16 protein-coding genes are annotated in these 18,881 nt (G+C 33.7%); 9 read left to right on the top strand and 7 right to left on the bottom strand.

All coding sequences use genetic code 11. The features are described from left to right. Window positions 1–161: 161 nt before the first annotated feature. Window positions 162–1,841, bottom strand: a complete 1,680-nt coding sequence (locus GQR59_RS08135; protein WP_160061491.1) for an alkaline phosphatase D family protein — start codon at window positions 1,839–1,841, stop codon at window positions 162–164. 343 nt (window positions 1,842–2,184) lie between these two features. Here GQR59_RS08135 and GQR59_RS08130 point away from each other — a divergent pair, with 343 nt between their 5' ends. From GQR59_RS08130 to GQR59_RS08110, 5 genes are all read left to right on the top strand, one after another. Then, window positions 2,185–3,120 carry a DUF808 domain-containing protein gene (locus GQR59_RS08130; RefSeq protein ID WP_160061489.1) on the top strand — a complete coding sequence of 312 codons (936 nt, stop codon included), beginning with the start codon at window positions 2,185–2,187 and terminating at the stop codon, window positions 3,118–3,120. Between the two features lie 97 nt (window positions 3,121–3,217). Next, window positions 3,218–3,517 carry a hypothetical protein gene (locus tag GQR59_RS08125; protein ID WP_442966180.1) on the top strand — a complete coding sequence of 100 codons (300 nt, stop codon included), beginning with the start codon at window positions 3,218–3,220 and terminating at the stop codon, window positions 3,515–3,517. Window positions 3,518–3,790: 273 nt separating this feature from the next. Next, a complete protein-coding gene (locus GQR59_RS08120; RefSeq protein ID WP_160061485.1) occupies window positions 3,791–4,381 on the top strand; it encodes a TetR/AcrR family transcriptional regulator in 591 nt (196 codons plus the stop codon). A 374-nt stretch (window positions 4,382–4,755) separates the two neighbouring features. Continuing rightward, a complete protein-coding gene (locus GQR59_RS08115; protein WP_160061483.1) occupies window positions 4,756–5,304 on the top strand; it encodes a carboxymuconolactone decarboxylase family protein in 549 nt (182 codons plus the stop codon). A 762-nt stretch (window positions 5,305–6,066) separates the two neighbouring features. Next, window positions 6,067–7,779: a bifunctional metallophosphatase/5'-nucleotidase gene (locus GQR59_RS08110; RefSeq protein WP_160061481.1), complete on the top strand. Its 1,713-nt coding sequence runs from the start codon at window positions 6,067–6,069 to the stop codon at window positions 7,777–7,779. A gap of 247 nt (window positions 7,780–8,026) precedes the next feature. Here GQR59_RS08110 and yghU read toward each other — a convergent pair whose 3' ends face one another. Both yghU and GQR59_RS08100 read right to left on the bottom strand, forming a co-directional pair. Beyond that, on the bottom strand, window positions 8,027–8,887 hold the full coding sequence (yghU, locus tag GQR59_RS08105; protein ID WP_160061479.1) for a glutathione-dependent disulfide-bond oxidoreductase: 861 nt from the start codon (window positions 8,885–8,887) through the stop codon (window positions 8,027–8,029). 25 nt (window positions 8,888–8,912) lie between these two features. Next, window positions 8,913–9,590: a glutathione S-transferase family protein gene (locus GQR59_RS08100; RefSeq protein WP_160061477.1), complete on the bottom strand. Its 678-nt coding sequence runs from the start codon at window positions 9,588–9,590 to the stop codon at window positions 8,913–8,915. Window positions 9,591–9,848: 258 nt separating this feature from the next. On the opposite strand from GQR59_RS08100, the gene GQR59_RS08095 reads away from it, so the two are divergent. Further along, complete coding sequence (locus tag GQR59_RS08095) at window positions 9,849–10,565, top strand: metal-dependent hydrolase (RefSeq protein ID WP_160061475.1); 717 nt, start codon at window positions 9,849–9,851, stop codon at window positions 10,563–10,565. Between the two features lie 265 nt (window positions 10,566–10,830). Here the strand turns inward: GQR59_RS08095 and GQR59_RS08090 are convergent, their stop codons facing one another. Then, on the bottom strand, window positions 10,831–11,874 hold the full coding sequence (locus GQR59_RS08090; RefSeq protein WP_160061473.1) for an alkene reductase: 1,044 nt from the start codon (window positions 11,872–11,874) through the stop codon (window positions 10,831–10,833). A gap of 420 nt (window positions 11,875–12,294) precedes the next feature. Continuing rightward, window positions 12,295–13,161: a polysaccharide lyase family 7 protein gene (locus tag GQR59_RS08085; RefSeq protein WP_160061471.1), complete on the bottom strand. Its 867-nt coding sequence runs from the start codon at window positions 13,159–13,161 to the stop codon at window positions 12,295–12,297. A gap of 582 nt (window positions 13,162–13,743) precedes the next feature. Here GQR59_RS08085 and GQR59_RS08080 point away from each other — a divergent pair. Further along, window positions 13,744–14,016 (top strand): hypothetical protein, encoded by a 273-nt coding sequence (locus GQR59_RS08080; RefSeq protein WP_160061469.1) that lies wholly within the window; start codon window positions 13,744–13,746, stop codon window positions 14,014–14,016. Window positions 14,017–14,422: 406 nt separating this feature from the next. Here GQR59_RS08080 and GQR59_RS08075 read toward each other — a convergent pair whose 3' ends face one another. Further along, the gene (locus GQR59_RS08075) at window positions 14,423–15,349 is read right to left on the bottom strand and encodes a glutaminase (protein ID WP_160061467.1); all 927 of its coding nucleotides are present in this window, start codon (window positions 15,347–15,349) and stop codon (window positions 14,423–14,425) included. Window positions 15,350–15,751: 402 nt separating this feature from the next. Here GQR59_RS08075 and GQR59_RS08070 point away from each other — a divergent pair, with 402 nt between their 5' ends. Together GQR59_RS08070 and GQR59_RS08065 are read left to right on the top strand one after the other, a co-directional pair. Next, on the top strand, window positions 15,752–16,573 hold the full coding sequence (locus GQR59_RS08070; RefSeq protein ID WP_160061465.1) for a GGDEF domain-containing protein: 822 nt from the start codon (window positions 15,752–15,754) through the stop codon (window positions 16,571–16,573). A 346-nt stretch (window positions 16,574–16,919) separates the two neighbouring features. Continuing rightward, window positions 16,920–18,242: a DEAD/DEAH box helicase gene (locus tag GQR59_RS08065; protein WP_160061464.1), complete on the top strand. Its 1,323-nt coding sequence runs from the start codon at window positions 16,920–16,922 to the stop codon at window positions 18,240–18,242. Between the two features lie 150 nt (window positions 18,243–18,392). On the opposite strand, the gene yqfB is transcribed toward GQR59_RS08065, so the two are convergent. After that, window positions 18,393–18,719 (bottom strand): N(4)-acetylcytidine aminohydrolase, encoded by a 327-nt coding sequence (yqfB, locus tag GQR59_RS08060; RefSeq protein WP_201288036.1) that lies wholly within the window; start codon window positions 18,717–18,719, stop codon window positions 18,393–18,395. Window positions 18,720–18,881: the final 162 nt, after the last annotated feature.

The raw sequence follows: 18,881 nt of genomic DNA, 5'->3' as shown, positions 1-18,881 counted from the left end.
AAAATGAAATTTAACTCAAATAAGACAAACTGTGACATTGTTTTATTAAAGACTAAAAAAACATTTATCGTGTAATTGACAACTATAATTATAACATTTCTTACAATTCAACTTACTATATGTATCTATCTTGATTTGTTTTATGACATCATAAAAAAGTCTTATTGTTCATTTATAAAAAAAACTTTTTGTTTAATGAAGTCATCAACTGGTTCACCAAAATTCATCGTTACGCTTATCCGACAAGGATTAATCTCTGTATTAACGTTTATTATTAAGAAATTGTTTTTACCTGCTAAACTAAATACCGTTTCTACTAATGCAGTATCATGTTTATATAATGGACCATCCCCTTCAATTAATTTATCCAGATAACTTGGCGCTGGTTTTCTAGAAATACCACTTGATGTAATATTCATTAATTTTGCATTAGGTTTGTCTTTAAGGTGTATTTTGAAAGCGCTTGCGCAATGCACATCTCCACTTAAAAAAGTAACCGGTATTTTATGTTTATCTGAAAAAGTCCCTAAATAACCTAGTAAAAGATTCCTTTCAGTAATGTTGGTATCGTTCCCCCATTCATCTTGTGCATCATCTTTTGTACCGCCTACAGCCAATAATAAATCGATACTATTCATTATTTTATCGTTCCAATGTACAACAGGAACTGGCGATACGACAAAAACAGCTTTCAGAGCAATCGTTTCTGGTTTTTTTAACCAAGCGATTAATCTAGCCATTTGTTGTTTACCTAATAAACGTTCACCATCATTATTTTCAACATCATGATGGCCTCGCATATCCAGCACATAAAAGCCTGTTTCACCTTTTATGAAACTATAATCCCATTGGTCAGTAGGTGTACTAGGATTATGGTTGTGTTGATACTCTAAATACACCTCACTTGCCGCTTTGAAAGCTAGTTGGCAAATTTTTTCATTTAGTTGATGATTATCCCATTGGAAAATATGGTCTAACTTATTTGCTCTTTCTGATTTAGTTAATGACCCCCAACCATCCATAATTTCATGATCGTCCCAAATCATATATTGAGGAAATTTCCTAAAAGTTTCTAACATAGCAGGTGTATTCCAATAAATTCTGTAATAGGTGCGATAAAGCTGTTTAAGATATTGTTTTATGCCATCTTCATCGATCGATTCATTACTCGCTGTATCTATATTAAATGCAGATGCCAATGTTTTTTTATGCTTAGCTAACCAATCCCATAAATCTTCTATTTGAGGCTTATTTTGTTGGTGACTAGATTGTTTATAGCGGCCATGCGTATCGCAATAAATTTGGTCTCCGCCTCCGATCACAAAGCTTGCATTTCGTTCTCTTAATTGTTCATCAAAATGTGGCCATAAACCTTCCGAAAAAGATCGATGTCCAAAGGGATCATGGCAGCTATAAAAGCCAAATGAAAATTGGGATAAATCAACAAGATCAGTTTTAAATACATAAGAAGTACGTATACCTAACTCTATTTTTCGCTCTATTGAAAAGTAGAGTTCACCAACAGCCATTAAATAATAATAATATTTTTTACCTGCTAGTAAATTATCAAACTTGAACGTATGTGTTTGTCCGGTGTCAGAAGAAATGAATTTGTCTTGGTACTGTACTGATGAGTTGCTACTAAATATAGGATCAGAAGGTTGAATACTATAAGGATCTATATCGAGGGGAATATCAGATATAAAAAGTCGCCAATCACCCTCTCTATAAACTCGAACCCATATATTTACTTCAGTAGTCGTTACATGGCCGACGAAAGAAGCTGAGCCTAATTTAGATTGCATTGATTCAAAGTTATCCGGATTAGCAAGTTTACTCATCGTTAAGTCCTTATAAAATATTTATTAATAGAAAAAATTAAATAAGTTCAGGATATATTACTTGTCATTTATTTTATATTTAAACTGCATTTTAAATACTTAAAGTGGGTAGCAACTCAAAAAACTATTTTATATCAATTTTATAGGGGAAATATAAGTCATTGTATATTAATAGTTTATTATGCCTTTATGAAGTAAGACTTATGGATTAACTAATTCATTAATAAGCCTATTTGTTTGGAGGTATTAACGGTAGACTGCATCTATTGTATGCCTCCTATTTTTTACGTCGACATCATTCAACCAACTATTTTAGGCTCCCTCTTAATTAGGATTAACAAATATGGCAGGTTTAAGCTTATTAGCATTACTAGATGATATTGTCGCTGTACTAGATGATGTTGCACTAATGAGTAAAATTGCAGCTAAAAAAACAGCAGGTGTATTGGGTGATGATTTAGCATTGAACGCACAGCAAGTCTCTGGCGTGCGAGCAGAACGAGAAATACCTGTAGTTTGGGCTGTTGCTAAAGGATCTTTTTTAAATAAAGCGATTATTGTCCCTATTGCATTAGTATTAAGTGCTTTTTTGCCAACGGCTATTACTTTTTTGCTTGTCATTGGAGGATTATATTTATGCTTTGAAGGAGCTGAAAAAATAATTCATTCGTTGTTTTCGAAGCATGATAATCAACAAGTTAAACAAGCGCGTAAAGAAGCTAATGCAAATCAGGATATTGATTTAGTTACCTTAGAGCAAAGTAAAATAAAAGGAGCCATTCGAACTGATTTTATATTATCTGCTGAAATTGTAGTTATCGCTTTGGGCACTATTTCGCAAGCTAGCTTTTTAACTCAAATATTGGTGTTATCTACTATTGCGATTGGCTTAACCATCTTTGTATATGGTCTAGTTGCGGTTATTGTAAAGCTAGACGATTTAGGGTTATATTTAATCTCTTCAGCGCAAAAAAATAATAATAAATTTAAAAGCATAGTTGGTGAGTTTCTTATCAAGACAGCACCACTATTGATGAAATTTCTGGTCATTGTTGGCACTGTTGCGATGTTCTTAGTGGGAGGAGGAATCATAGTTCACAATATTCCTTTAGTAACAGATTTCATACATTATATAGAGCAACCCTTCTTCAAATTAGGCGCTTCATTCGAGTACATTACATCAACAGTATTAACGGGATTAGTTGGTATTGCTGCAGGTGTCTTATGTTTTTTATCAGTAAAGTTAGCTTCAAATTTACTTTTGTCGTTGAAAAAATAATGAGTAAATAATGAAAACCTTACGAAAATTTCATAGAGCACCAATACGTGTTTATCGTATTAAAAGACTATCAACCAAGTTAAGAGCAAAGAGAACGATGCTCAAGCTAAAATTAGCCTTAGCGCAAGAGAAACAAGAAACAAAGGCGATGTTAGTGATATATAAAAAATATACACAAGGTCAAGCGACTAAAGAGGAAATGAAAATAGCTAACGAACAATTTGTCGATGTATTAAAAGGCATAGGGTTAGGTGTATTCGCTGTATTACCTTTTGCACCTATTACAATACCAGTGATCATTAAGCTAGGAAGATTAGTAGGCGTTGAAGTCATGCCAAGTGCATTCACTACTAAAAGGGACAATAGACGTATTATTAAAGAGGAAGACAAACAATAACAGTGTTTACCTTCCATCAACGTCTACTATCCTAAACCATTCCTTAATGTTAGTTAGCATCAATGAAAGTTTTTATTATAATATTTGGTATAAAAATAAACTTTGCCCAGAAATTATCTAAGCTTGTTTATTCAACCTATCATTAAGATGTCGTCAACAATATTGCCTGTATAAGAATCAAAAAATGCTATGCAAAATAGAAGAGACCATAGTATCTATAAGTTCTTTCTGTATAATGAACGAGTGTTCCATTAAAACTATTAAGATAAACAGATGAGTAAAGTTGCAAAATTCAATCGTGAAGAAGTCATAGATAAAGCCACTAATTTATATTGGAGTAAGGGCTATCATGGTACTTCTATGCGTAATTTACAGACTGCAATCGATCTTCGACCTGGCAGTATTTACGCTACTTTTGGTAGTAAAGATAATTTATTTAAAGAATCTATCAATTATTATGCAGACCAAACGGGTGAATTATTACAAACATGCTTAGCGCAATCTGCGAGTCCTCTGACAGGTCTTAAGTTATTTATCAGAAAACTTGTTATTGATAATTTGGATGGTAAGCCAAGTTGTATGTGCATGATCGTTAAGTCAATATCTGAACTAACAGAAGCTGATAATAAAGAATTATTAGATGAAGCAAAAAGACTACTGGCTAACGTAGAAAATAAATTTTCAGAAATCATAACTGAAGCGATGGGACAAGGTGAGATAGATTCTGAAAAAGATGCACCTGAACTCGCCAGTTATATACAAGTACAAATCATTGGCTTACGTACTTATGCCCGAGTTAACAATAATGAAGAGACGATCAATAAATTTATTGATGAAATTTTCATAGGCTCACCTTTCCATTAATCTATTGTTTTATTTTCAAAAAATAATCTTACCTAATTTAGCTTATTGCTCGTTTCTTCTATGAATCGAGCTTTCTGATCCCTCTAGTTATTTAGTTGTTAATATCTAAGTTTGTAAGTATCTATTTAAATACCTTTAAAATAATAATTAAACGAATTTTTTCATCGATTCTAAGCATTTAGCTGTTTAATATTTTTTCCCATTTCCTAATTTTATTTTGTGTAAAAATACAACCTTATATATTAAAAACTATTAACAACGTTAATTGAACGAATGTTCCAAAATAACTTGAACAATCGTTCATAATTAGTTATAGTAAATTCACTTAATGAGAAAGAGCTTCTCATTTCATGGCTAAATTAGAGAGAGTAATAATGAGCGAATTTAAAATCCATACAGTAGAAACAGCTCCTGAAGGTAGTAAACAGATTCTTGAAGGCGCAGTAAAACAAATGGGTGTTGTACCAAACCTTTTTGGAACAATGGCTGAATCTCCAAGTATTTTAAAAGCCTATACTCAACTTCATGAGCTTTTTACTAACACATCTTTTAATGCTGAAGAATTAACCGTTGTATGGCAAACAATCAATGTGGAGCATGAATGTCACTATTGTGTTCCTGCACATACTGGTATTGCACACTCAATGAAAGTAGACCCTGCTATCACAGAAGCATTACGTAACGACACGGCTTTACCTACAGTTAAACTACAAGCATTAAAAGACTTCACATTAAGCATGGTCCGTGAGCGTGGTAATGTTCCAGCAAAAGAAATGGAAGCATTCTTTGCAGCTGGTTACGGCCAACAACAAGTACTTGAAGTTATTCTAGGTTTGTCTCAAAAAGTGATCAGTAACTATGTAAACCATGTAGCTCAAACACCTGTTGATCCAATGTTTGAATCATTTGCTTGGAAAAAATAATTATTAATATTGATGCTGATTGAGTCCTGCAAAAATATTGTTTTAGGGCGGTTGTTAATATTAACAACCGCCCTTTTTTTATTTTTAAATTGACTAAAAGTTAGGTTACATTTTACCAGGTAATATTTCTATAAGCCTACTCATACCCATTACCATTCAGTTAGCTTGAAAACTAACTCTGCGTTGCAATCTTCGATGAGGACTCGTGATTGTCTTCATGTTTCGCTTCATGTCGAGTCCAAGCTAATGACTGAACAAGCACATTGAAAGGTAACGAGTATAGAATGTTAACCCTTCAAACTAGTCTATTAAAATCACATAGATAAATTTCATTACTATTTTCATATTATTTAACCTTAGTTCTTGATAAGCAAAGCGATACAACACCGCTATTTCCACGGATTTCTACGATAAATCACCTTTCAATAACCAGTTACCACCCCAATAATTCGCCTCACATTACGTAAAACTAATGACATATAGAGAAAAATATAACCTTATTATTATAAATGTATTTCCACTTTCATTAACCAGCATTAAGGTTATTTAGTATCAATACAGTATTGCATCGTATTGATGGAATATCCTTTTAATAAATAATGACCTGTATCGGCCGTCACTATATGTTAACTTAATGAATATATTTATTAGGCATATAGCCACTTTTAAAGCACTACAACCAAGTTAATTGTTTTGAAATGATTAATAAAGAAACGATTGCACTTATCACTTGAATTCAAGAAAGAATAAAATTGAAGGTTTATGATAAAAAATAATAAGCCAGTGAAAATAACATTGGCACATATAAATGATACACACTCTTACTTTGAACCCCAACCCCTGCAATTACAGCTTAATATTGATGGAATTAATTTCTCTCCCTATGTTAGTAATGGTGGATTTTCACGCATTGCAACAAGAGTTAAGCAACTTAAGGCTTTTGCTATACAAAATAATCGTGAGTTTATATTTGCACATGCAGGTGATTGTTTTCAAGGTACGCTGTTTTTTTCGTTGTTCAAGGGTAAAGCTAATTCGGATATGCTCAATGCATTAGGCATTGATTTGATGACCATTGGTAATCATGAATTAGATATGGGTAATGAACCTGTTGCCACTTTTCTAGATCGAATAAAATTTCCTTTATTAGCGGGTAACTGGGATTTATCTAATGAACTGAACACAAAATCACATCAGTTAAGTGGTCGTTCAAACTTATTTTCTTATCAGTCAAACGAACAAACTGCACGTTGGATGACACGTATTGTTGATAATGAACCTGTTGCCATCTTTGGACTTTCAATCGATAAAATGGCAGATATTGCAAACGTAGATATAGACACTCCTTTTGTGGACGCTTTTAATACCGCCATAAATACCGTTAAATCAATTCAAAAAACAGGTATTAACAAAATAATATTAATTAGCCATCTAGGGTTTGAAGGTGATTGTGATTTAGCCAATAAAGTAGACGGTATTAGCTTAATCGTCGGTGGTCATACACATGTTCTTCAAGGAGACTTTACAGACTTAGGGATTAAAAAAGAGTCTGAATATGGCCTAAGAATCAATGATACCTATATTGTTCAAGCTGGTTGTCATTCACAAGCATTAGGCCATTGCGACATTGACTTTAATGCAGATGGGTCAGTCAGTACTTTCAATGGTAAAAATGAACTTCTTATTGGCAGACGACTATGTGTTGATAAAACCTTATTAACGACTCACGATGATCAAGACTTTCAGAAAGCTAGACTTTATCTAGCCGAACATGACAATGTAATTGTTTGTAAAAAAGATCCTCAATTACAAAGTTTACTATTGGATAAATATATTCCAAAAGTACGGCAACTTCAAAAAACAGTCATTGCAACTATCACAGAAAATATGCGGCACATTCGTATACCAGATGTTAAAGGAGGCAGTGAAATTGCACCTTTAGTTGCTGAATCATTTGTACATATGATGAATAACAGTGGCCATCAAATAGACTTTGCAATACATAATGCAGGAGGTGTGAGGACGTCACTAAACACTGGTAATATTACTGTGGCAGATATTGCGGGTAAGTTACTGCCCTTCGTTGTTCCCATTGGGGTTTATCGCCTTAAAGGAAAACATATTGCTCAGGCTTTAGAAGGCGCGATTAATAACGCAACAAATAATGGAGTGATTGGAAGTGGCTCAGGGAGCTACCCTTATACACATAACCTGAAGTTTCATTATCAGGATGACCACCCTATTGGTAAACGTATTGTTGAACTTAGTATTTATACGAAAAATAATGGTTGGCAAAGTATTGATGATGAAACAGTATATTGCGGTAGCTCTTCGGCTTATACCATGAAAGGCAAAGAAGGTTATGATGCAATAACAATGATGGAAGATGAAGGTGTTATTACTCAACATTCAATGGCAGATTGTTTTATATATTTTATAAAAAATATTCCAAATAACTTGATCCTTAAAGTTTAAAGATAATAATAAATTAACGATTATCGTAAACAGGCAACACTAATAAGGCGTGAATTGTAGGAGATAGTTGTTCTCACTTCAAAACTCACAACGCAGTTAGGGGGGATTTTAACCAACAAGAATGATCACCTTATTAATTCTTTTGGTATTAGTAATATATAAAAAAGCCAAGTAGGATTAACACTTACTTGGCTTTTAGTTATTACTCTTAAATTGTAACCTATAAAATAGGTTAAATAACTTTAACTTATTTTGGTTTCTTCGCTAATACCACATCGATATCAGCAGCACAGTGTCGCTCTGGTGCTTGTTCCCACTCTTCACCAAAAGAGCGGTTTACAATGCGCCCACGTTGAACACCTTCACGTTGTTCTAACAATTTAGCCCAACGAACTACGTTTGTATAAGTATCAACTTGTAGAAATTCTGCTGCATCGTATAACTTACCAAGTACTAAATTTCCGTACCATGGCCATATAGCAATATCAGCAATAGTGAGCTCTTCACCAGCAACAAATGTATTGTTAGCTAATTGCTTGTCTAAAACATCTAATTGACGTTTAGCTTCCATCGCAAATCGATTGATTGGATATTCGAATTTTTCATCTGCATATGCGTAGAAATGACCAAAGCCACCGCCTAGAAATGGAGCAGAACCTTGCGCCCAAAACAACCAATTGAATGTTGTTGTACGAGCCGCCCCTTTTTCAGGTAAAAAGTGACCAAATTTTTCAGCTAAATGAACAAGAATCGATGCAGATTCAAATACATTAACATCTTCATCACCCGATTTATCGACTAAAGCAGGAATTTTTGAGTTTGGATTAACACCAACGAACCCAGATGAAAATTGATTGCCTTCACCTATATTAATTAAGTAAGCATCATATTCAGCTTCTTTAACACCTGCTGCTAATAACTCTTCTAAAAGGATCGTTACTTTTTGGCCATTCGGCGTGCCAAGTGAATAAAGTTGTAAATCGTGTTCACCAACAGGGAGTTCTTTATCATGTGTTGAACCAGAAACAGGTCGATTAATACTCGCCCATTTGTTTCCGCCATTAGTATCATGAACCCATACTTTAGGTGGTACATATTGCTCAGTCATTTTAATTCCTTACGCAAATAAAAAGTTAAACTTTAGGGTAGTTAGATGGGAAGAATGCGCGTTTTGCTTCTTCATCAAACTCTTTCTTGAAAGTTATATCTTGACCTATATTGCGAGCACGTTCAACTGCTGGTCGGCTATTAATACTATCAAACCAACGTTGAAGATTTGGATAAGGTGTCAAACCTTCTTCACCTAATACAACCGGTGCTTTATCTATCCAACCCCAAGCTGAAACATCAGCAATAGTGTATGAATCACCAACAATAAATTCACGTCCTTCAAGATGCGTATCTAATACTTCATAATGACGCTGTGCTTCACGTAAATAACGATTTACCGCATAATCTAGGTTAGCGGGAGCTGCATGTCTAAAATGAACTGATTGACCTGAATATGGACCCAGACCTGATGCGATAAACATTAACCAAGATAGCATTTCAGCACGATCTTCAGGTTTACCTGCTAACTCCCCTGTTTTTTCTGAAAGGTACATAAGAATCGCATTCGAATCAAATACACGTGTTTCGCCATCAACAATTGCTGGTGCTTTAGCATTTGGATTGATTGCACGATATTCAGGAGTATGTTGCTCACCTTTTAGAGTGTCTAATGGAATGAGTTCAAAAGGAAGCCCTGTCTCTTCTAGGAAAAGAGCAATTTTCATTGGGTTAGGTGTATGGTGAAAATAAAATTTGATCATATGACACTCCTTGTTAATTGAACACTTATTCAAACACGAAAGTAACGATCGTTCAAGTAAGTTTTTAAATAAACTTCGGAAATTCAATTATTGTGCTTCTAGGATGATTTTTTATTAGTCGTTTTTATTAATGGATTTGTCTAGTCGGCAAAATAAAATAAGAAAAAATTTTATTAATAGCCTAACTAACAGTAAACATTGAAGTGCCCTCTTTGCAATTGTTAGAATGCCCCCTTATTACTTTCTAAAAGAGAAACAATGGCAAACTTTAACGTTCACCTCAATACAGCCATCATTACCACCGGACTTGGCTCAGCATCTTTACTGTCCGCAGAACATATTGACCTTAACAGTGCACTTTGGTTATGGTTTTTAGGCACCATGGGCGGCTTACTACCTGATATTGATTCAGATAACTCTACATCATTAGATATGATTTTTAATTTGTTCGCGTTAAGTGCTGTTCTCATCGTGCTCAGTTTTCTTACCACTAACTTACTGATCCAAATTAGCTTCATTGAAATTATTCTGCTGCCGTTGATGGTTTATTGTTTTATGAGATACATAGTGAGACCTATCTTTGAAAAGATAACAGTGCATCGCGGTAGTTGTCATTCATTGTTCTTTCTCTTGTTTTCGGCATTATTAACCACACAGATAACATGGCAACTTAATGAACAAGAAACATTAACATCTGCCACTTTTGCTTGGCTTTCTGGTGGATTTATTTTATTTGGGGGCTTGGTGCATCTATTATTAGATGAAATGTATAGTGTCGACTTGAGTAATATTAGAATTAAACGATCTTTTGGAACGGCATTAAAATTAGCGGACTTTAATAATAAAATATTAACCTTGATAACCATAATAGCGATTGCTGGATTAGTTTATATTGCTCCACCCACAAACGAAGTTATCATTGCATTAAGTGATTGGTCTAAGTTTAAATTGTATGCTCTCAACTTTACCGTTTGAGTCTTAAAAATGTAGATAAGAATTTATATGACGAAAGATCAGAATAAAAACTTGAAACAATAAAACGGTAAACAACAAAAAAGCGAACCAATTAGATTCGCTTTTTTAATTATTGGTACTGATGTGGCTTATTTAAATTTAATCATCTCGTTTTAATAAGCTAAGTCATTGTCTATATAAGCTTTTATAGACTCATAAAAGCTTATAACCCTTCAAATTTAACTAGTATGTATCAGACACCAATATAAGTGAACACGCTGATTCTTTATACTAGCTCAGTCAGCATCTCATCACTGTATTCAACCAGTGTATCACCGCTTGTTACTTTACTAATGTAGTCTGGGTTAGCAATAAGAGGACGTCCAATCGCAATTAAGTCAAATTTATCTGCTTCAATTGCTGCTTTTGCACTGTCATAGCTATAACTACCAACACCCACTAGTGTCCCCGTGTAATTAGCACGTAGATATTCAGACGTTGTTTTACCTTCTAGCGAATCGAATTTTAAGCTGTCATCAAAAATCCCGCCATGAACGTAGGCAAGCTTTCTCTCTGTTAATTGCGGCAATAGGTAATCAAATACGGCTTTATCACGAGCATCTTCAGTCATATTGAAGTACGCGCCCGGTGATAATCTAATTGATGTGCGATCATTACCTACCGCTGCAATAACTGCATCAACAATCTCTAATGCAAAACGAGCCATATTTTCAGGTGTTTGCCCGTATTGGTCAGTACGCTCATTCGCTGCATAATGTAAGAACTGATCAATTAAGTAGCCATTTGCACCGTGAATTTCTACACCGTCAAACCCTGCTTCGATTGCGTTTTCTGCCGCTTTTGCAAAATCAGTGATTAATGATTTAATATCATCCAATGTTGCTGGTTTAGGCGTAATGTAAGTTAATTCACGCATACGCGGTACTGAACCTTCAACACCAATAGCCGATGGTGCTAATACATCGCCATCAAAAAAATGAGGATGTGCAACACGCCCTACATGCCAAAGTTGTGCAAATATTTTACCTTTTTTTGCATGAACGGCTTCAGTGACTTTTTTCCAACCTTGTATTTGTTTTTGTGTAAATAATCCCGGTGTGTTCGGGTAACCTTGGCCATCTGGTCTGATAATGGTTGCTTCAGTAATAATTAATCCTGTATCGGCACGGCGTGCATAGTAGTCTACAGAGGCCTGTGTCGGTACTAAATCTTCATCGCTCATACAACGAGTTAAAGGCGCCATCAATATACGGTTATTAAGAGTAATTATGTCATTCAGTTTAAATGGAGAAAGTAATGCGTTAGTCATTTTATAAATCCTTGATTGGTAGAAAATCAAATTGCTTTATCGTACTTCAATCGGCTTGTATTTGTGCAACTGAGGATATAGAACTGAGGACTAATTTTTTTAATTCAAGGCTTATTAGACCGATCGTTCAAATAAAAGTAATTTAACTGTATTTTGCAGCTATCACTTTAATTCAAAAACACAAAAGAATGAACGAAAGACATTTATTGATAGCAAGGTTGTTCAAGTCATAGTATAAGACAGGCAAATTTCTTTTGTTAGTCACTAAGTGGTGCGTCTATGTGAAAAAATATATTTTTAAAATCAGTGAGATAAAAGTTATTTTAAAAATAATAGGCATCAATAATAAAATGCCCATCTACTTTTTAGCAAATGGGCATAAGATATTTTTTGATATAGTGCTCGTTGTGCGCTTATTAATTAAGAGCCTACAACATCAAATGATAATGACTTGTAACGAATTACAGCTGTGCCTGCATCTTGAATATAGGACCCTGATTTAAAGAAGAAGCCATCTTCTGGCCAGTCACTATCAATTTCATGATCACCATCGCTATTAGTATGCTCTTTATCTCCACTGTCGCAATTAGCAGCAGCATATTCACCACTTTTTTGGCACATTAACGTGCCACTTAATCCATCCATTTTCATTTCTATTACACTGTCTTTTACTTGTACATAGAAAGAACGAAATTGATTTGTACTCACAGTAGGATTTCCACTACTGTCTAACCATCGATAAGTATCATACTCCGCATCACATGTATCTTTATCACAAGCGGATAACCTGACCTTAGCTTCATAGAATTTAGTACCCTCTTCTACTATTTGAGCAATACGCATTAACGGTGCTCCAATATTTTCACTATCTGAATTATGAACTTGCAATACGGTTACTTCGTCTAAACCATCCGTTGTTGAATTTACTTTTATAATCCCTTCCATAGTATTCGTATCTGAACGATTAAAATCAGTTAAATGACGAAATTCAGTTCGTGAAGATTTGACTCCTTCATGGGTAATTTGCATATAATTTTCACCACTAGGCACTCTAAAATCATCTGTTACGTAACCATCAAAAGAAAGATCAGGATCGCTCGAACTAGCATCAGCAAGCTTTTTAGACCCATCAGGCGATGTTAATTTAACTTGGTCAAGAGCAGATTGGAATATGGCTGTACCTGAGCTATTTTTATAGTTATAAGGCGCTGTATCTGCAGCAAGTACACTGCCACTGAATACAGATAATGCTAGAACAATTGATTTATTGAGAGTAGTTAATTGCATTGATTTATTTCCTTAATTTTAGAATTACTATTAATTGGTTGTAAAGTAAGTAAAAAAGGAAGTTATAAATATTTGAGCTAATCGTTTGTATTATCCACAAACCAATCTCTTCTATTTAAAACGAACCTATTATTCAACTTTTAGACAAAGTAGTTGTTCAAAAACGGTTATTCAGAAATCACATTAAAATATCAATAAAAACAAAAAGTAATGGTTATTCCTTCCTGCTTTATGACACCTGACAACGAAAACCTGCAATGAAAATAACACCTATAAAGAAGTAGAAAAGAGAACGAGTTTAAATATGAAGGGCTACAGACAATATAGATAAATATCATCAGTATTATGTGATTAAAGTATTTTTATCAATCGTTTGCGCTTGACTTTACTTTGATAATGATTATCAAAATCAAATAAAAAGAATTATAATGACAAAATAACAACTAAATAAAGGCCTATTAAAGACCAAAATTGAGTATTTAATGTGATGGGCATTAACATTTAGCATATAGGAAATGATGAGGAACTAATTTATACTGCTGGATGAATTATTTAAGATTACGATGAATTTTAGAGGTAATAATGGACATTAATGGTAGTGTAAATATACATGCTCAAGCAGTAACTGCATTGAGAAATGATCCAAACACCTCTGATGCCCATCATCAAGCGGCAAGAATACAAAAAGAAACACAAAGTATAGATAAAGTAACAGCTAAACAGCCTTCCCCAAAAACGACATCTGTAAGTGAAGATGTGGTGAGTGCTCGGTTATCTGAATTTCGATCATTTTCAGCTGATAAACCCATAGCAGAAAACGAAACTATTGGCAGTTTAATAGACATGTCTGTGTAACAGCGTGTTCTAAGTATCAAGCACATCTCAGGCTATTTTATATTATGTGGGCTATATATGTGACTTAATACCAATGGAATTAAATAAGGGATCAGAGATTGCGCAGGAAAAATTAACAGTAATAAGGCGTGAGTTTTAGGAGATAGTTGTTCTCACTTCAAAACTCATAACGCAGTTAGGGAGTATTTTAACCAGCAAGAATGATCACCTTATTAATTCTTTTGGTATAAATTGTAGGGACAGTATTCCTGTATTTACATTTCTTACTGCTAAGTAAAAGTGATTAACCTAACAATAAGATATTGGGCAATTAACAATAGAACGTCTATGAGCGTAGCTTATTTGAAACTACTTTAATCAATATTATAAATCTACTACATTAATTACCCTAGATGATTTAAACACTTCAAAAAATAGAACACTGCGTTTTAGACGTCAGTGCTTCAAGCACTTTCATTCCTTTATAAGAGTTCCCATTAGCATTTAATTTAGGGCTCCAAACCGCAATACAAAATTTACCTGGATGAATCGCAACAATACCACCACCAACCCCACTTTTCCCTGGTAAGCCGACTTTAAATGCAAAATCCCCTGCTTCATCATAGAAACCACACATTAACATGACTGAATTAATACGCTTTGCTCGCGTTGGACTAATCACTCTCTCATTAGTCATTGGATTAACACCACCCGACGCAAGAAACATAAAAGACTGAGTTAATTGTTTACAGGTCATTTCAATTGAACAAAGATAAAAATATAAATCTAAAACAATGTCGACGTCATTATGAATATTACCAAAATCCTTCATTAAATTAACCAACGCATAATTTCTATAACCACATTTTTTCTCTGATTCCGCGACTTGAGATGAGTAGTTGATGTTATCGATACCAGATGTTTCACGAATAAATGTTAGTAGATCTTGCTTAGGTTTGTCTAAACAACTGACTAAGATATCGCAAATAACAATAGCACCAGCATTAATAAACGGATTTCTTGGAATACCTTTTTCATACTCTAATTGCACTAAGGAGTTAAAAGCAGATCCTGATGGTTCGACACCTACTCGCTTCCATAACTCTCCACCCATAATTTTCAAAGCGAGTGTCAATGACAATACTTTAGCGACACTTTGAATTGAAAAAGATTCCTCTGAGTCACCAAATGCATAATGCTGGTTATCAATAGTCGTTAAATGAATACCTAACTTTTTCGGATTTACTTTTCCTAATTCAGGTATATAAGTTGCTATAGTGCCAACATCATCAGTTTCTTTAAAATCAGATGTTATTTCAAAAAATATGTTTTGATAATCTATGGTATTTATCATTTATTCAATAATCCAAAATAGTGGTAGTTAAGGTTGTTTATATATAATGATTAAGTAATCAGCAGGGAGTTTTTAATATTACATAGGAAATCATTTAATAAGATAAACAATATACTTATTAAATTTTTTATAAACAGATTAATTATCACAAAAACAATTATTTTTATTAGCTTATACTGTTCATATATCGTTTATTTTATGAGTTTAAAATAATGAGTAAAACTTCTTAATAACAGTACTAATATTTGACTATATTTAGCTTTGATATATGCAAATTCAACTACTTTAAAAGTATCTATTACTTATTGATTTAGAAAACAAAATCGCTGAATTTATTTACCGATTTTATATCTTAAAGTATCATAGACATTTAATTAATTCATTTCGCGTAAAAGGTACTCCATGAACGTTTTAAATCAGCAAGGCGAAGTGATTGAGTTAGATACAGGTTTTCGCTTTTCGGAAGCCTTTTTTTCTTTGTTAGAGTTTGTAAAAATCCCCTGCCCTGATGATGATTTACGTTGCACAAGTGAACTGCAATGTGACCTTTTTTACCGTGACACCATGAATTATGCATTTATAGACTCTCACAATCAGCATCTTGCCGATGGACGAATCGATTTAGCCGCTAAAAATTTAAATGCCATTAATGACTTATCATTAGATCATCTCACTGGTTTAAAGAAAAAAGAGTTTTTAGATCGAAAATTATTAAGCTTAGAAAATGAAATATACCTTGGTCTACTTACTGATTTCTCCATGATAATGTGTGATTTAGATAAATTTAAAACAATTAATGATGAATTTGGGCATTCTGTAGGTGATGATACTCTAGCTCTTTTTGGCTCACTTTTAAGTGAAACATTACGACCGTCTGATTTTGGTTATCGTTATGGAGGTGAAGAGTTCATAATTTTACTTCCCAACACCAATTTAGAAAATGCAATATTAGTGGCAGAAAGGTTACGATCGGTTATTGATGAGCGTTTACAAATAGGAAATTATGGCCTTAATCAAGTGACTGCCTATGATCTTTCAAAATCGAAAATGTTATCTGACGAAGCAAATATTAATGATGCGTTTTTTTTCGCTCGTGATGTCACTTGCAGTTTTGGTGTTGCTAATTATTTAGAAAATGACCAATCAGCAGAAGTATTATTTGATGCTGCAGATGCAAATTTATATATTGCAAAACAAAATGGTCGAAACAACGTTTCAGCATAAAAATACATGACCAAAATACTTATACACTTTTATGACCGCCTTTTTGACTTCCTTCTCTTACTCTGCCCTAATGCCTTTTTCACATAATAAACACGGTATTTAACGTCTTCTTTTCCAATAACGCCTAAATAGGTTAAATAATTCTATTTATTGATATTTCATTTAACGTATTAATGTTGTTAAATACTTTATTTTTTACTTTTTAATAAAAATATTAGCTTAAAATTCAATGTTCTGTGTTTTGGTTATTATGTTAGCCTGAACCGTTTCGATTTAATTAACTCAAGCTTGTATAAATAAGTTAAAATAGAAAGCTATTATTTTTAGCTTTGAGCCTTTTATATTAATGACCTCTGATACCACGAATTTTACAACCGATACAACTACAGCCAACTTCACTGACCTTGGCCTTATTTCACCTTTGCTAGCACGATTAACTGAACTTGAATATCTGCAAGCCACCCCTATTCAAACCCAAGCTATTCCAAATATATTAGCGGGACGTGATTTAATAGCAGGCGCCAATACGGGTTCTGGTAAAACGGCAGCGTTTGCACTACCTCTTTTGCAACAACTGTCTTCACATTCAGATACGACTAAAAAAACTAATAGTAATAATGGTGAAGGAAATTATGTATCAGGGTTAATTTTAGTACCCACTCGAGAACTTGCTAAACAAGTTGCCGATAGTATTAAATCTTATGCAGTGCATTTTAATGGTGCAATTAAAACGGTTGCTGTATTCGGCGGTGTTTCAGCTAATACTCAAATGCTGGCGCTACGCGGCGGCACAGATATATTAGTGGCGACACCTGGACGATTATTAGATTTGATTTCAAGTAATGCAATCAAACTCGATAAAGTAAAAACCTTAGTCTTAGATGAAGCCGATCGTATGTTAAGTCTAGGCTTTACTGACGAATTAACTTCGATACTTGCTTTATTACCAGTACAAAAACAAACTTTATTATTTTCAGCAACCTTTCCTGAACAAGTAAAGTTATTAACCGAAGCATTACTTAATGATCCAATTGAAATTCAATTACAAAGTGCTGACTCAAGTACCTTAGTACAACGAGTATTTACAGTAAACAAAGGCCAGAAAACGGCTCTATTAGCACATTTGATTAAATTACATAACTGGCAACAAGCTTTAATATTTGTAAATGCTAAAAACAGCTGTAATCATTTAGCAGATAAACTCGCTAAACGTGGTATTACTGCTGAAGTTTTTCACGGTGACAAAGGGCAAGGCGCTCGTACTCGTGTGCTTGATGCTTTTAAAGCTGGTGAAATTCAAGTATTAATTGCTACCGATATTGCTGCCCGTGGTTTAGACATCGATAAACTACCTGTTGTAATCAACTTTGATTTACCAAGAAGTCCATCGGATTATATGCATCGTATAGGGCGAAGTGGCCGTGCTGGTGAAATCGGCTTAGCGTTATCTATTATTGACCATGAAGATTATCATCACTTCAACGTAATTGAAAAAAAGAACAAATTACGCCTTGAAAGAGAACAAATTGCAGGCTTTGAAACGGTTGAGTTTGTTAAAGATGTATTTGCTTCAGGTGATAAACCGATGGCTAAACCTGAAGGTACGGGTAAGAAAAAGAATAAAAAACAACCGCAAATTAATGCAGATATTTGGCTAGGAAATAGTTAATTTCTACTAAATTGAACCGATAGACAAGGATAGGATTTTATGAAATTTCTTTCCTTGTCCTATCTACCCTATTGAACTATTAGAATGATTCAATACAAAAAATGAAATCAAGAATAATACAAATTCTTTAACTGCTTACTCGAAGTGGTTTTATACTATTTGTTCTTTTATTAATTCATATGAAATAACATATAAATGGCGAATACCTGGATAGATTTCTTTGATGACATTTTTTAGTTCTGATAGCGTCATATTCTCTTGTTTTGCATGACTATCTGATAAATCAGAAAATAAAATAGCTTCAACTGATTCTATTTTTAATGCACAAAACCATCGATTATGTTCATAAGTTGAAACTTGCACAATACTTCCTGGTAGATAATCCTTCTCGGCATCATCTCTAATAGTTAAGGTTTTTTTACCAGATAAAATATCAGCTTCAAAACGCTCAAAAAAAGTGATTGCCGTTAGACTCAAAATTAATACCTCATATTTTAATATCGTCAATAATACACTAGTGGGTTGTATCATCACATTATTTGATGCTTTAAAGTTATACCCATTACATTAAATAAGCGTTCTAAATTTGTAAGAGAATTGAAGAATAAAGTATGCACTGCATTAACAGTGCATACTCAC

The sequence above is a fragment of the Psychromonas sp. L1A2 genome (assembly GCF_009828855.1).
In the GTDB taxonomy this organism is placed as follows: Bacteria; Pseudomonadota; Gammaproteobacteria; order Enterobacterales; family Psychromonadaceae; genus Psychromonas.
This window is presented reverse-complemented; position numbering and strand designations above follow the sequence as displayed.